The following is a 15979-nucleotide window of genomic DNA, read 5'->3' on the forward strand; positions in this document are numbered from 1 at the left end:
TGATTCCTTCGTCTAACATGGATTTCAATACAATTACTTCAATCCTATTTAATACTAAACCGGTTGAAGATGACTGGCCTACCCCTACCTATCTTGGAATGGAATCCGGTAGATACATATTTGTAATTACAAAACTTTCTTCCTCTGGTGCAGCAACCATTACCAAAGTAGATGTTGGGCCGGTTATCAAAGATCAATGGGAAGATTGGGTAATGAACCGGGATTTCACCTCTTCATCTTCTGGTTTTGTTCGCCTGTATAAAAATGGCAAACTGGTAGCTGAATACATTGGTCCCAACTGGAAAGAGGATGGCAAACATAGCAAAGAGCCGTATATGCAAATGGGACTGTACAAGTGGGCCTTTGGAAATAATCACAATCCTACACCGAACGTAAACTCCGTTGAAATGTATATGGACGAAGTACGCTTCGGTAATCAAAATGCCAAACTCGCAGATTTTTTGCTGGATGGCACCACTCCTCCCCCACCTACTAATCAATTGCCCACTGTAAACCTTGGCACAAATCGATCAATAACTTTACCTACCAATTCTATCTCTATTACCGGAACTGCAACAGATGCAGATGGCAGCATCAGCTCCTTTCGCTGGTCGCAGGTTTCCGGGCCCAGTACAGCAACTATTTCTAATGAAACAACTGCTACTGCCAGTTTTTCTAACCTGGTGCAGGGCACTTATTCTTTTCGGCTTACTGTTACGGACAATGCAGGCGGAACCGGTTCGGCCACCGTTAGTGTAACCGTTAATCCGGAAGCCGCTGTAAATATTTCTCCTGTTGCCAATGCTGGCGCAGCCATCACTATCACCTTACCTACTAATACGGCTGTATTAGCCGGTTCAGGGGCAGATGAAGACGGAACCATTGCTTCTTATAGATGGCGTCAGTTGAGCGGGCCCAATACTGCTTCTATCAGCAACGCAACAGCTGCAGGAACAGGAATTTCCAATCTTATTCAGGGTAGATATAGTTTTCGGCTAACCGTAACAGATAATGATGGTGCCTCTCATTCTGACGATGTACTTGTTACTGTTAATCCTGCGCCGGTGGATAATGCCGCGCCCGTATCAAACGCCGGACCGAATAGAAATATTACGTTACCCACCAATTCTACCAATATTTCCGGATCCGGAACAGATACCGATGGTACTATTGCCTCCTTCCGGTGGCGCCAGGTGAGTGGACCCAATACTGCTGCTATTGCCAATGCAGGAGCAGCTGCCACTACCGTATCCGGACTAATCCAGGGAACCTATACTTTTCGGTTAACCGTAACCGATAACGATGGAGCTACCCACTCCGATGATATGAATGTAACGGTTAATGCCGCTCCTAATACAGCTCCGACAGTACATGCAGGCAGCAACAGAACAATAACATTACCCAGCTCCAGTACATCTTTATCCGGATCTGCAACGGACCAGGACGGTACCATTGCCAGTTACCAATGGACACAGGTAAATGGTCCGACTACGGCAACAATCGGAGCTGCCAACAGCGCCAATACAACTGTATCGGGCCTGGCAGAAGGTATTTATACCTTCCGTTTGCGGGCAACAGATAATGACGGCGCCAGCGGAATAGATGAAATGACGGTTACGGTTAATGCTGCGGCCTCCACCAACCAGCCACCTGTTGCAGCAGCTGGAAGCAACCGTACCATTACACTGCCCACGAACAGCGTAGCATTAAACGGTACAGGAACAGATGCGGACGGCTCAATTGCCGCCTATCGGTGGACACAGGTAAGTGGCCCCAGTACTGCATTGATCAATCCCGTTACCGCTGCCAGTACTACGGTATCTGGTTTAGTAGAAGGAACCTATGTATTCCGACTAACCGTAACCGATAATGATGGCGCTACCAATTCGGACGAAACAACCGTAGTGGTAAAACCAGCACCGGTTCCGAATGAAGCCCCCGTGGCAAATGCGGGTTCCAACCGAAGCATAACTCTGCCCACCAATAGCATTACCCTTTCCGGTTCAGGAAGAGACAATGATGGCACCATTACTGCCTATCGCTGGACGCAGGTTGATGGGCCGAATACCGCTTCTATTGGTGCTGCTGCCGCAGCTAGTACAGAAATTACCAACCTGGTGGAAGGAATCTATACTTTCCGGTTAACCGTTACGGATAATGATGGAGCCCGCGATGCAGATGATGTTACCGTTCGGGTTAATCCGGCGCCGGTTGTGGCAGTTAAAAAAGCACCGGTGTCCAATGCCGGCGGTAAAAAAACAGTCAATACCAAATCTACTACGCTCGATGGAAGCTCCTCCTATGACCCGGATGGATCAGTTGTATCGTATAGCTGGAAACAAAACAGCGGTCCTAATACAGCTACCCTGTCCTCCGCCAAATCAGCCACTACCACTGCTGCTAACCTAAGTACAGGAACCTATGTTTTCCAGTTAGAGGTTACCGATAATGATGGCTTGAAAGCCACCAGCACTATGACCCTGGTAGTATTGCCAGCCCCCGTAGCTCCGGTAGCAAGAGCAGGTAATGCCATCACTATTTCACTGCCTACCAACCGCACTGAATTAGACGGTTCCGGTTCTTCCGATGCAGACGGTAATATCCGTTCGTATCGCTGGACCCAACAAAGCGGACCGGCCAATGCAGGTATTCTTACACCCAGCTCCAGTAAAACGGCGATAACCAACCTGGTGGTAGGCACCTATCAGTTCCAACTCGAAGTAACAGATAATGCCGGATTAAAAGGAACAACCACCGTTTCTGTACGTGTACTTGCCAACAAAGCCCCGGTTATTGTAACCAGTGATTCTGTTGAAGTGATCCTGCCTTCGGATACGGCACTGCTGGATGCCAGTAAATCCTATGATCCGGATGGCACTATCCGTCTCTACCAATGGAAGATGGTGAATGGTCCAAGCAATGCTATTCTGAATAACCAGAACTCGGCCATTGTGAATCTAAGCGGGCTGGTGACCGGAATTTATACTTTTGAAATCCTGGTTCGCGATAATGGAAGTATTACAGTTCGTAAAGAAGTAACCGTAACCGTAAAAGGCAGCTCCGGAAAAGAACGTTTATCCATGAAGCTTTATCCGAACCCCGTTGCCAGTAACGGAATCGTTACCCTACGCATGGACGACAATTCCACCGGCAAAGGAAGCGTACAGTTTTACAGCATCAGCGGTGTATTGGTTATGCAGGATGAAGTGAATAAGAATACGACACATTTCACAAAAACCTATAACCTCTCCAATTTTGCTGCGGGAACCTATGTAATAAGAGTGCAGTTTGAAGGGATGCCACCTTCTGTACGGAAATTCCAGAAACAATAAAATTCGTATGGTTGATAATAGAAAGAGGCTGCCTCACCGGAGACAGCCTCTTTTTTATTTTATAACTAACCCTTACTTCGCTTTCACCACCCTTATCTGTTGGGTTTCGGTGGGTGTTACTACCCGAACAATATAGGTACCTGGATTATAATCCAGTAATTCTCCGAGCGAAAACTGGTTATTCCCTTTCTGTAGTTGTAGTTTACGGGAAGACAATAAACGGCCGGATGCGTCGTGCAGGTGAATGGTAGCAAGGGCTGCTTCGTTCATATTGATGGTAGCATTTGCAGAACCGGCTACCGGATTCGGGAATACCCTGAATTCCTTAACGGTCGTAAGCCGGTTATTTACCGTAACTACCTGGCTGAACAATTCTCTTCCGTCCTGCTGAATTCCGCGTATGCGATAATGACTAACGGTTGCATTGGGTTTATTGTCGGTAAAATCGTATTGAATCGTTCCTTCCTGGCCGGTTCCATACAGTTCATGAATTGCTTTAAACGAGTTCCTTGTTTCCCCTCTCTCAATAATAAACTGATCAAAGCGCTGATTTGATTCCACTTTCCAGCGCAGGGTATTGGACACCCCGTTGCGGGCAATGGTGAGTGCAAGCGGATCAATGGGAAGGGAACCTGACTGGATCTGTTGGGTAAAGGCAACGATTGCCTGCCCACCTGCGTTTTCAATTACTGGTGCATCAAATTGTTGGCGGCCAAAATAAGAAACTGCATTCGGTACGTTTGCATTTGGATTATTAAAGTTTAAAGTAATTGCATTACCTGCTATTGACAAAGATGTAATCACATATCCGCCACCGCCTCCTTCAATCCTGAAATAATCAATAATATTTGAACCAGACAACGGAACCACGCTATAATTATCTGTAAGATTGCTTAATTCCACCGTCACCTGAGTGGCAACAGGACCGGTACTGGTTATATCAGCTGCTATTGGGTAAGCGAACCTTGTATTGTTTACTACAGGTTCACCATACAATTCCTGACGTACAGTTGGCAAAAATAAATCACCGGCTTTTAAATAGCCGTCTGCATAACCATAATGGCAATACCATCCCGGACTGGGAATTCCACCACCCGTTTCGTAAATGTGTTCAAGATTTTGCGTAGAAAATATTTCAATATCATTATCCGATTTAGCGATTTCTAATTGTGCCTGCATGATATCAAGAGCACTGTTGATGGGGGGAGCGCCAACATAACATCCCAGCCTGATTTGAACAATGAAAACTTTCTCCAAACTAGGGTAATCAGTTCTCCAGGATTGAAGAATATTATTAAATATATTTATGTAATCGTTCTTGCTGGTTTTATTGTTATCAATAATTCCGTCTGATTCTCCTTGCCACCAGAATATGCCGCGTACGCTATTCTGAACACCAGCATCCGCTAATCTTCGACGCAATCTTCTGTAATTATTCTCATTTTCAGCTGAAATATATGCCGTAGAACTTGCCTGGAAAATTGGAATTTTGTCTCCGTATCCACCACAGAATATAGCCACTGGTATGCCTTCTGTTGCAGCAATTTGCGAGCCCAAACGCATCCCCCACATACCTACATTATAATTTCCTACATTATTAGCATTACCATCACCTATCCCCCAATTTCGGGGATATGCAGTTACGCCATTGGGATGTGAACTACCATAGGATTTCACGAATCTTCTAAACGGTGTGGCATTTGCATCACCACCTTGGCGTTGTTCTGCATATGAATTTGATTGTCCCTGTATGATATAGGTATCACCTGCAACAACACCTACCGAAGCCGCTAATAAGGCTGAAGAGTTATTAGGACGTATGCCATTTAAAACAAAACCATACTGCCTTAATTCAGCAAGGATGGTATAATTAGGAAAGGTTAGAGTTATTGAATCGTTGGCCAAAGTACCTGTGGACAACAGTAAAGTTGTGGTAGAAACAGGACCTCCATCGTCGAAATAATCATTGTTATTGTTTAAATCCCGATAAAATACCACCTGCAATTGATTGAATTGGCTACTTGCAAGCATTCGAACTGAAATGGGAACAGTGGCCTGATTATTGTTCAGATTCCTGGCATACAATTGATCACTCATTGGAAAATTCAATAATCGTCCCTGAGTAATAGGAGGCTGAGGTGCTTGCGCTTGCGTGAGGCTAACTAAAAGGGTCAGGATCAAGGTTAGCACAGAACTGACACACCAAATCTTTTGATTCGCTTGTTTCATTATCCGTAATTCGTTTTGTGGTTGAGGCACTAAATCAGAGAGGTCTGCTTCAATACGGATAATGGAGTTACTGGGCTTAACTCGATATGGATAGGTCAAAATTAGCCCATAATTCCAGAATTCAAAATGGTAGAATTAAAATATTTTTCAACATTTAATCGTTGCAACTTCAATCAAACAGAAAATTGAGCGAAACTTTTGAATATACCGCAATCTATAGCCTATTTACACAGAATCTCCTTATAAATTATGCCATTTCGTAATATTACGATTCGTAGATCTACGAGTAAATAGTTATTAACATAGTGGTGAAAAATAAAAAAACTGCCCGCAAAAGCGGGCAGTTTTTTTTATCTCCTTTCGGATTACTTATTAATATCCCATATCTCCCATTCCACCACCGTGGCCATGCGGAGCAGGCGCTGCTTCTTTAGCAGGCTTGTCGGCAATTACACACTCGGTAGTCAGTAACATACCTGCAATAGAAGCGGCATGTTCCAGGGCAACACGACCCACTTTAGTAGGATCAATTACCCCTGTTTTCAGGAGGTTTTCAAACTTCTCAGTGCGAGCATTGAAGCCGTAATCACCTTTTCCTTCGCGGATCTGGTTAATGATCACAGAACCTTCCAGGCCGGCATTTTCAACAATAATACGGATAGGCGCTTCCAGAGAACGACGCACGATCTGAACCCCCAGTTTCTCATCCTCATTGCTGCTGCGGAAACCATCCAGGGCAGAAATAGCGCGGATAAACGCCGTACCACCACCCGGAACAATTCCTTCTTCAACCGCTGCGCGGGTTGCATGAAGCGCATCATCCACGCGGTCTTTCTTCTCTTTCATTTCTACCTCGGTAGCAGCTCCTACATTCAGTACAGCCACACCACCGCTCAGTTTAGCCAAACGCTCCTGCAGTTTCTCCCGATCGTAATCAGAAGTAGTACTCTCAATCTGAGATTTGATCTGGTTAATGCGCTTCGTGATCTCGTCTTTTTTACCCTTACCACCTACAATAACGGTATTGTCTTTGTCGATAGTAATAGAAGTAGCCTGTCCCAGGTAGCTGAGGTCAGCGTTCTCCAGTTTGAAGCCCTGCTCTTCGCTGATTACGGTACCAGCTGTAAGGATAGCGATATCCTGCAGCATTTCTTTACGACGGTCGCCGAAACCAGGCGCTTTAACAGCAGCCACTTTCAGGGTACCACGCAGTTTGTTAACCACCAGGGTAGCCAGTGCTTCTCCTTCGAGATCCTCACTGATAATTACCAGCGGACGACCACCTTGTGCAACTTTCTCCAGAATGTGCAGAATGTCTTTCATAGCACCGATCTTCTTATCGTAGATCAGGATATATGGATTCGACAATTCAGCGTTCATTTTTTCGCTGTTGGTAACGAAGTATGGAGAAATATATCCCCGGTCAAACTGCATACCTTCCACCACTTCTACGGTTGTATCCGTTCCTTTGGCTTCTTCTACAGTAATTACACCGTCTTTTCCAACTTTTGCCATCGCTTCTGCAATCAGTTTTCCGATTTCCGGGTCGTTGTTGGCAGAAATAGTAGCAACTGCTTCAATTTTTTTAGTATCGTTCCCGATTTTCTGGCTCTGACCACGCAGTGCTTCCACCACTTTCTCAACCGCTTTGTCGATTCCGCGTTTCAGGTCCATTGGGTTTGCACCAGCGGCCACGTTTTTAAGACCTTCGGTAATAATTGCCTGGGCCAGTACGGTAGCAGTAGTAGTACCATCACCCGCTACATCAGCTGTTTTGCTGGCAACTTCTTTTACCATCTGGGCACCCATGTTTTCGATCGGGTCTTCCAGTTCAATTTCTTTTGCTACAGTAACCCCATCTTTAGTTACAGCAGGAGCGCCAAATTTCTTTTCAATAACCACGTTACGACCTTTTGGTCCCAGGGTTACTTTCACCGCATTGGCCAGGGTATCAACCCCTTTCTTCATTCTGTTTCTTGCTTCGAGGTCGAAGAAAATTTGTTTTGCCATAGTAGTTGACTTAAATAAAGTTGTTGAATGTTTAATTAGATAATAGCCAGGATATCACTTTCCCGCATAATCAGGAAATCACCACCTTCCAGTTGCAACTCAGTGCCGGCATATTTGCCATACAATACTGTGTCGCCAACTTTTACCGTCAGGGGCTCATCTTTTTTACCGGTACCTGCAGCCACGATGGTGCCGCGCTGGGGCTTTTCTTTTGCTGTATCCGGGATAATGATACCGCCTGCAGTTTTCTCTTCAGCAGGGGCGGGTTTTACTACAACCCGGTCGTGCAAAGGAGTAATGTTCAACTTCTTAGCCATATTACTTGGTTTTAATTAAGTGAGTGATTCATTTCCGGGGCAATCTGCCCGGGAGCGTGCTAGTGCGAACGAATAACATGCCAATCCGGCTCAGCGACAGGATTAAAGCCATTTTTGCAGGAATCCGCGCAATTTCCCGGCCCTTTCTCCGTTCTTCTTACTGACAGCAGCCGCGGTCCGTGCCAATTTTTCAGGCACCCGGCAGCTTCGGCAGTTTAAATCGGTTTATGCGTCACTTGCTATTATCCACCCGCGTTTATGGGCTGCTTTTGGGCAGCAGTTTTTTGCTGCTCTCCTGCCAAAAATCCAGTACAGAAGATCTGATGCTGACAGATAAGCCGGCCGTGGTACAGACCTGGCGGTTTCCCTGCGGTCCGGCCTGTGATGCAGCCGCCTGGGTGCTGGTTATGGACAATGGCAACGCCTACGAAGCAGCCAATTTACCGGCCGATTTCCAGCGAGATGAGCAGCCGGTGCTGGTACAATTCGAAAAAACCGGTCATAAAAATGCGTTACAACCAGGTACCGGATTAGAAATGGTGTCTATTTTAAAGATAAGACCCCGTTAATTGATGCTTCCGGGTTTGGTAAGGGCCCCGAAATGACCTAGCTTTGCCGCCTTAACAAAGTTCTTGGAGGTATGATCAGCAGAAGAATTATCAGGGTAAAAGTGATGCAAACCCTGTACGCACTGGATTCTTTCACCCAGCCCGTAAAACCAGGCGAGCCCATCCGGTTATTAAATAAGCAGTTTGACCAATCCAGACAATTACTACTTTACATCATTCATTTTATTACGGAAGTAGCCCGCTATTCCGAAACGGATGCCCGTAACCGTGCTAATAAACACCTGCCTTCCGCTGCCGACCTGGAAGTAAATACCAAAATCGCCGGCAACCAGTTGCTTTGGAAAATTCTTGAAGACGCATCTTACCAAACGGCGCTAAAAGAAGACCTGGTTACCAAGTACCTGGATCAGGAACTGGTACGCAAAGTATACCTGGAACTGGTAAATACCCCCGAATACCAGGCCTATGTGCAGGTACAGGGTCGTGATTACAAGGCTGAAAAAGCCATGCTGGAATTCATCTATAATAACCTGCTGATAACCCGCGAAGAATTTACTGCCCACCTCGAAGAGCATTTCAACAATTGGGACGACGATTGTGAAATGATACATCAGTTGGTACAACAATACCTCCATAAACCCGGCAGTTTCAATTTCCAGGTAATGGTGAGCCCTGAAAAAATGGAATTTGCCAAAAGCCTGCTGAATGCAGTTATTGATAAGCGCGCCACCACGCTGGAAATGATCAAACCAAAATTAAAAAACTGGGATCCCGAACGGATCGCTACCCTGGATATGATCCTGATGCAGATGGGGCTTTGTGAATTACTGTATTTTGAAACAATTCCTCCCAAGGTTACCATTAATGAATACATAGACCTGGCCAAGGAATACAGTACACCGCAGAGCGGGCAGTTTGTAAACGGGATACTGGATAATATTCATAAAGATCTGGTAAGAGATAATAAATTGCATAAAGTAAGTTTTAAAAAATAAATCCGACATGCGTATACTCCTTTTATCCATGCTGGCCCTGGCCGCTGTTGCCTGCCAGAATAGTCCGGCTAAAGAAGCAGAAGCCCCGGTTACAGGTACAGCTCCAGCCACGGCTGCTGAAACCGTTAACCAGGTAGACAGCACCCAATTCACTACCATTGAGTGGATTGATCAGAATAAGGATTACGGAAAAGTTACAGAAGGCCAGCAGGTTGAAGTAGCATTCCGTTTCAAAAACAGCGGTACCAAACCACTGGTAATTTATTCGGTAGCACCCGCCTGCGGATGTACGGCGGCAGAGCCTCCCAAAGAACCTATTCTGCCTGGAAACGAAGGGGTGATCAAAGGCTCCTTTGATAGCAAAGGCCGGGTAGGAACCAATAATAAATCCATTCATGTACGTGCCAACACCAGCGGCTCTATGGACCATCACCTGCAATTCAAAGTAGAAGTGGCCGCCGCCAGCAAATAATCCATTTACTATTTATTGTCTATTCATAATTACAATCAACAACTATGACCCTACTTCTTCTCCAGGCAGGTGGCGGAATGCCCCAGTTACTCCTGCTAGGTGGTATGATTCTCGTATTCTGGCTCTTTATGATTCGCCCCCAGGCTAAAAAAGCAAAAGAAGCCAAGGCATTCCAGGAAAATATGCAGAAAGGCGACAAAATTGTTACCATTGCCGGTATTCATGGCACCGTTAATAAAGTAAACGAAGACGGCACCCTGATGATGGAAACATCTCCGGGCAGCTATATGAAGATCGAGAAATCGGCTATATCGCTCGAGTGGACAAAAAACATCAACAAACCAGCACCTGCTGAGAAAGCATAATGTTGAAAATTGGCATAACCGGCGGTATTGGCAGTGGTAAATCAATCGTGTCCAGGGCATTTGAACACCTGGGCATCCCGGTTTATAACGCTGATACCGCCGCTAAACGCCTGATGCAGGAAGATCCGGCCCTTCGTGCACAAATAAGCGCCTTGTTGGGGCCGGAAACCTATCAAAACGGTCAACTGAACCGTTCATTTATCTCCTCCATTGTATTTAAAGACCGGAAGAAACTGGATGCGCTGAATGCGCTTGTACATCCGGCTACAATTCAATATGGCAAAGACTGGATGCGTCGACAGAATGCACCTTATGCGCTAAAAGAAGCTGCCCTGATCTTTGAATCCGGCAGCCAGGACGAACTGGATTACGTGATTGGTGTTTCAGCCCCCACGGCCTTGCGGATCCATCGTGTTATGCAGCGCGACCAGGTAAGCCGCGAGCAGGTTCTGCAACGCATGTTAAGCCAGCTCGATGAATCACTTAAAATGAAGCTTTGTGATTTTGTGATCGTCAATGACGACCAGCAACTGGTGCTGCCGCAGGTATTGGCCCTGCATGCGCGTTTTATCGGCTAGAAAACTTATCCCCTGCTACTATTTCAACTGGCTTTCTAACTTAGTTATTCTTCTGCAGGTATTGCTCTCTTTAGCATACACTGAAATTACCAGCCAAACATTACAACCCAACCCCTCGCCTACAGGTATTTACTTACACCATTTTCGCAACTATGGCGCAGACCGCTGTTTAATTGGTGAAGAAGTGCTTCATTTTTTTCCAGACCCGAACGATCGGCTTCCTTATGCCATATATGATAGGCAATACCGATGAATTTAAACATAGGACGTTCCAACCCGATCTTAAAAAAACGGATTACTAAGTCTGTGTCTTCCTTTCCCCATCCTATATAATCTTCATTGTATCCATTTACCCGGATAAAATCAGCCCGCCAAAAAGACATATTACAACCTCGGATACTACGGCTGGAACTGGTTTTTACCAGGCGGTTCAGTAATTTTCCCACAGGCAGCATCCGGATTCCATTTTCTCTGTTCCGTACCCCCTGTTTCCATAAAGAAACCTGTACACGCGGATCCTCCAATAATTGTTCAGAAAAACATTTACTCAGAAGACATCTGCTGCCTCCGATAAACCGACCCGGTTTGGCCGAACTTAGGTGGTCCTTGACAAAATAAGGATCGAGAATCAGATCACCGTCAATCTGAATTATATAGTCATAACGGGCAGCAGCAACCGCTTTGTTACGGATCTTGGCAAGCTGAAAACCGGTATCGGGTTGCCAGATATGAACTACCGGCACCCGGCTTTTTTTTCTGAAAACTGCAATCAGCTCACGGGTATCTTCCGTAGAGCCATCATCGGCAATAATAATTTCATCCGGCCATACCTTTAATCCCAGGATGCTGTTAAAACAACAATCCAGGGCCTTAGGCCAGTTATAGGTTGAAATAATTAAACTTGATCCGGGATACATCGTTTAAGTTTATTATCTATAATTTGTCTCAGTTCAGCATCCTGTATTGTAAGCGCACAATCAAAATGCCCCTCAGGACATGCTTTTTTTCCATGCAGCCCGCAGGGGCGGCAACTTAATGGCTGGCGCGTTTCAATCACATAATTTTCCTCCGACAATGGGCCAAACCCGAAATAAGGCACGGTAGAGCAGTATACTGCCAAGGTGGGCGCATTACGGGCCGAAGCAAAATGCAGCGGAGCCGAGTCATTAACCATGTTCAATTGGGCCGACTCCATCAAGGCCACTGATTCCAGGAAATTTAATTGTCCCGCTAAAATTTCAATATTTTTCCCGGGCAATGCAGCCTTTATCTGTTCGCCCTTTTCCCGGTCTTCGGGTGCACCAATGATATATAGTTTAACACCGGCGGGTAGCTGCTCCAGGGCGCTCACCCATTTGTGCAGCGGGTACTGCTTGGTAAACCACACAGAGCCCGGTGCCAATACAAAATAAGGCTGCCCGATAAAGGGTTTAATCCGCTCATAATCTACAGCACGGGGATACAACCTGGGTGGCCTGGCCGGCTCATTGGTATAATGGCCGATCAGTTGATGACACCGCACTATTTCATGTACCCAGGCCTCTTTTTTTCCTATACTATGTTTTACGGTACGGGTAAACAGGAAGGAAAACGGATTTTTATCATACCCGATAATTTCCTTCGCTCCGGAAAAAGCCGACAGCATGCCCGTAGCTGCAAAACGCTGGAGATTGATTACCGTATCGTATTTCTTCTTCCGGATAATACCCAATAGTTTAAAGAGGCTCGAATATTTTCCGGATTTTTTATCCCACACCAGCAGCTCCGACAAATACGGATGCCCGGTTAGCAGTGATTCATTGCCCCTCCGAACCAGCATATCCAGTTCTATCGAAGGATCCATGGCATGCAAGGATTCAAGCAGTGTTGTTGCAAGCACCACATCACCAATAAATGCAGTTTGGATGATTAATACTTTTTTCATTTATCTCTGGTTGTATTTTTCCTTTTTTGCTACCCGTATGTTCAACGCATACTGGTAAATTATAGGAAAAACCAACAAGGTAAAAATTGTAGCGGTAACTAAACCACCAATTATCACAATTGCCAGGGGTTTCTGACTTTCAGAACCAATACCCGTGCTGATAGCGGCCGGAAAAAGCCCTACGGCAGCCATCAGGGCGGTCATAACAACCGGCCTGGTCCTTGCTTTCACTGCAAGAAAGACGGCTTCCCGCACTTCATTGGTTAACTGGATCTGCTTATGGAATTCCGCTATCAGGATAACCCCGTTTTGCACGCATATTCCAAATAAGGCAATAAATCCAACCCCCGCAGAAATCCCGAAATTGATACCCGTTATATGCAATGCCAGTATACCCCCGATTAACGCAAACGGAACGTTGATCAGCACATACCCGGCATCTTTTGCATTATTAAACATGATAAACAGGAGAACAAATATCAGCACCAGGCTCAGCGGCACTACCTGTGATAATCGTTTACTGGCTCTTACCTGGTTTTCGAATTCCCCGGTCCAGTTAATCTGGTACCCCTCTTCCAACTTCAATCCTTTTTTTACTTTTTGCTGTGCTTCCGCAATCGTGCTTCCCAGATCTCTCTCGCGTACAGAAAATTTTACCCCAATAAAACGCTTGGTATTATCCCGATAAATAAAAGCCGGTCCGGTACTCTGCCTGATAGACGCTACTTCTTTTAAGGGAATGCGATTACCGGTAATGGTGGGAATCATCAGCCGCAGGATATCCTCTTCGTTTTTTCTAAAATCCTTATCGTAACGAATTCGGATATCAAATTTCCGCTCGCCTTCATATTTCTGGCTGGCTGTTTTACCTCCTATGGCCATTTCAATTACCGCCTGGGCCTCCGCCTTGGTAACCCCATACATTGCCATCTTTTCCTCATCCAGGAGGATGCTGATCTCAGGCTGCCCAATATTCCGCAGTATGCCTACGTCCTTAATGCCCGGTACGTCCTTGATCTGTTCGATTACTTTGTTCGCATAATCGTCCAACTTATCCAGATCATCGCCATAAATCTTTACAGCATTCGAAGCATTCATACCTGCCACCGCTTCTGCAACGTTGTCGATAATCGGCTGAGAATAATTGTAGTTGATTCCCTGGTACTGCTTGAGTTTTACATCCATTTCTTCCACCAGGTCATCAAGCGAAATTTTCCTGCCCCATTCTTTTTTAGGTTTCAGGTTCACCTGCATCTGTACATAATAAAAACCACTGGGATCAGTACCATCATTACTGCGGCCGGTTTGCGACAATACCCCGTTTACCTCCGGAAAACTCATTAACTCCTTCCGCAATACACGAACCATTTCCACTGTTTTTGGGAGGGAGGTACTCATCGGCATTTTGGCCTCCACCCATAAAGCTCCCTCATTCAGTTGAGGCAAAAATTCTGTACCCAGCCATCGGGTAGACAGCAGGGTGAGTATAAAACTTAATCCGGCTATTAACAGCGTTAGTTTCTTTCTTGAATACGTAAACGCAAAGGCTTTTCCCACCGACCGGTTTACAAAACGGGTAAATGCATTTTCCTTTTCCCGAACATTTTTGTTCAGCAAGATAGAAGAAAGTACCGGCACCAGTGTAAGCGTAAACAATAGGGCTCCCAATAAGGCAAAACCGAGTGTCCAGGCAAGCGGAGCAAACATTTTGCCCTCCACTTTTTCAAACGAAAAGATTGGCAGCAATGCAGAAATAATGATCAACTTGGAAAAAAATATGGCTTTGCCCATTTGTGTTCCTGTAGCCTTGATCATCCCCATTTTGGCCAGCTTATTATAGGTTTTCATGCCAACCCGGTGCGCCTTATGATCCAACGCTACAAAAACGCCTTCCACCATTACCACCGCCCCGTCAATAATGATCCCAAAATCTATGGCACCCAGCGACAATAAATTGGCACTCATCCCCTTTAATCGTAGCATAAAAAACGCAAACAATAAGGACAGGGGAATAATCACCGCAACAATGAGGGTGGTACGCCAGTCAGCCATGAAAAGAAATACGATCACGGTTACAAAAACGATGCCCTCCACCAGGTTTTTTAATACCGTATGGGTGGTATAGTTCATGAGCACATCGCGGTCATAAAAGGTTTCCATTTTAACGTCGGAAGGCAAAATAGAACTGTTCAGTTCCTGGATTTTTTCCTTTACACGGCTCAAAACATCACTGGGGTTTTCCCCTTTCCGCATTACTATAATTCCTTCTACCACATCATCATTATCATTCAGCCCAACCTGGCCAACCCTGGGTGCGCTGGCTTCCTGAACCGTTGCTACATCCTTTACCAGCAGTGGGTTCCCTTTAAAAATATCTACGATGGTATTCTCAATATCCTTCCGGCTGTCTAACAAGCCGATTCCGCGTACTACATAGGCCTGTCCGTTTTTCTCAATCACATCCCCCCCCACATTGAGATTGGATTTACTAACAGCGTTGTAGAGTTCAAGTGGTGTGAGGTCATATCGCTGTAATTTCACCGGATCCACAGAAATCTCATAGATCTTTTCCTGGCCTCCAAATGCTACTATATCTGCTACGCCAGGCACTCGTCGCAATTCCCGGTCAATGACCCAATTCTGAATGGTCAACAAATCTCTGGTATCTCTTTTATCGCCGTCCTTTGACAAGGGAGCGCTTTTTAATACATACCGGAAAATTTCACCCGTTGGGCCATAGGGAGGCTGTACATCCGCATCTACCCCCTCTGGTAATTGCACATTCTTTAACTGGTTGTTCACCTGCTGCCTTGCAAAAAAATCTTCCACATCATCATCAAAAATGATCTTAATTACAGACAGTCCGAACATGGTAATACTGCGTACATTGGTTTTCCGCTGTACACTGTTCATGGCAATTTCGATGGGGGTTGTTACAAAACGTTCTACTTCCTCTGCACTACGGCCATTCCATTCAGTTACAATGATGATCTGCGTATTGGTAACATCCGGGAAAGCTTCAATAGGAATGCGGCTATAGCTGATAGCACCTGCAATAATCAGCAGGGTTACCCAGAAAAAGGTAAAAAACCTGTTCTTGAGCGAAAATGCTATGATCTGTTTAATGAAGTTATTCATGTTCTACTAGTCGTTTATAGCATCATAAATCAATAACCCATTTTGTGCTA

12 protein-coding genes are annotated in these 15979 nt (G+C 45.5%); 6 read left to right on the top strand and 6 right to left on the bottom strand.

Features of this window, described 5'->3' with window-relative positions; genetic code table 11:
• A partial coding sequence (locus tag A1D16_RS09695; protein ID WP_290709161.1) for a PKD domain-containing protein occupies window positions 1–3332 on the top strand: 3332 nt, incomplete at its 5' end.
• Between the two features lie 72 nt (window positions 3333–3404).
• On the opposite strand, the gene A1D16_RS09700 is transcribed toward A1D16_RS09695, so the two are convergent.
• From A1D16_RS09700 to A1D16_RS09710, 3 genes are all read right to left on the bottom strand, one after another.
• On the bottom strand, window positions 3405–5363 hold the full coding sequence (locus A1D16_RS09700; protein WP_290709162.1) for a T9SS type A sorting domain-containing protein: 1959 nt from the start codon (window positions 5361–5363) through the stop codon (window positions 3405–3407).
• A 570-nt stretch (window positions 5364–5933) separates the two neighbouring features.
• Entirely contained in the window at window positions 5934–7571 is a 1638-nt protein-coding gene (gene groL / locus A1D16_RS09705; RefSeq protein WP_290709163.1) for a chaperonin GroEL, read from the bottom strand.
• 35 nt (window positions 7572–7606) lie between these two features.
• Window positions 7607–7888, bottom strand: a complete 282-nt coding sequence (locus A1D16_RS09710; protein ID WP_150846796.1) for a co-chaperone GroES — start codon at window positions 7886–7888, stop codon at window positions 7607–7609.
• A 227-nt stretch (window positions 7889–8115) separates the two neighbouring features.
• Between A1D16_RS09710 and A1D16_RS09715 the strand changes: the two genes are divergently transcribed.
• The 5 genes from A1D16_RS09715 (at window position 8116) to coaE (ending at window position 10867) form a co-directional block, all read left to right on the top strand.
• On the top strand, window positions 8116–8457 hold the full coding sequence (locus A1D16_RS09715) for a hypothetical protein (protein ID WP_290709164.1): 342 nt from the start codon (window positions 8116–8118) through the stop codon (window positions 8455–8457).
• 71 nt (window positions 8458–8528) lie between these two features.
• On the top strand, window positions 8529–9452 hold the full coding sequence (gene nusB / locus A1D16_RS09720; protein WP_290709165.1) for a transcription antitermination factor NusB: 924 nt from the start codon (window positions 8529–8531) through the stop codon (window positions 9450–9452).
• A gap of 7 nt (window positions 9453–9459) precedes the next feature.
• Window positions 9460–9924 (top strand): DUF1573 domain-containing protein, encoded by a 465-nt coding sequence (locus tag A1D16_RS09725; protein WP_290709166.1) that lies wholly within the window; start codon window positions 9460–9462, stop codon window positions 9922–9924.
• A gap of 44 nt (window positions 9925–9968) precedes the next feature.
• The gene (gene yajC / locus A1D16_RS09730) at window positions 9969–10289 is read left to right on the top strand and encodes a preprotein translocase subunit YajC (protein WP_290709167.1); all 321 of its coding nucleotides are present in this window, start codon (window positions 9969–9971) and stop codon (window positions 10287–10289) included.
• On the top strand, window positions 10289–10867 hold the full coding sequence (gene coaE, locus A1D16_RS09735; RefSeq protein WP_290709168.1) for a dephospho-CoA kinase: 579 nt from the start codon (window positions 10289–10291) through the stop codon (window positions 10865–10867). Before yajC ends, coaE begins: the two co-directional genes overlap by 1 nt.
• A 119-nt stretch (window positions 10868–10986) precedes the next feature.
• Here coaE and A1D16_RS09740 read toward each other — a convergent pair whose 3' ends face one another.
• From A1D16_RS09740 to A1D16_RS09750, 3 genes are read right to left on the bottom strand one after another with little or no spacing between them, the layout of a single operon-like run.
• Entirely contained in the window at window positions 10987–11784 is a 798-nt protein-coding gene (locus A1D16_RS09740; protein WP_290709169.1) for a glycosyltransferase family 2 protein, read from the bottom strand.
• Entirely contained in the window at window positions 11763–12791 is a 1029-nt protein-coding gene (locus A1D16_RS09745; protein WP_290709170.1) for a glycosyltransferase family 9 protein, read from the bottom strand. Before A1D16_RS09745 ends, A1D16_RS09740 begins: the two co-directional genes overlap by 22 nt.
• A complete protein-coding gene (locus A1D16_RS09750) occupies window positions 12792–15929 on the bottom strand; it encodes a CusA/CzcA family heavy metal efflux RND transporter (protein ID WP_290709171.1) in 3138 nt (1045 codons plus the stop codon).
• Window positions 15930–15979: the final 50 nt, after the last annotated feature.

Origin of the sequence: Flavihumibacter sp. CACIAM 22H1 (assembly GCF_001601815.1) — a bacterium.
In the GTDB taxonomy this organism is placed as follows: domain Bacteria; phylum Bacteroidota; class Bacteroidia; order Chitinophagales; family Chitinophagaceae; genus Flavihumibacter.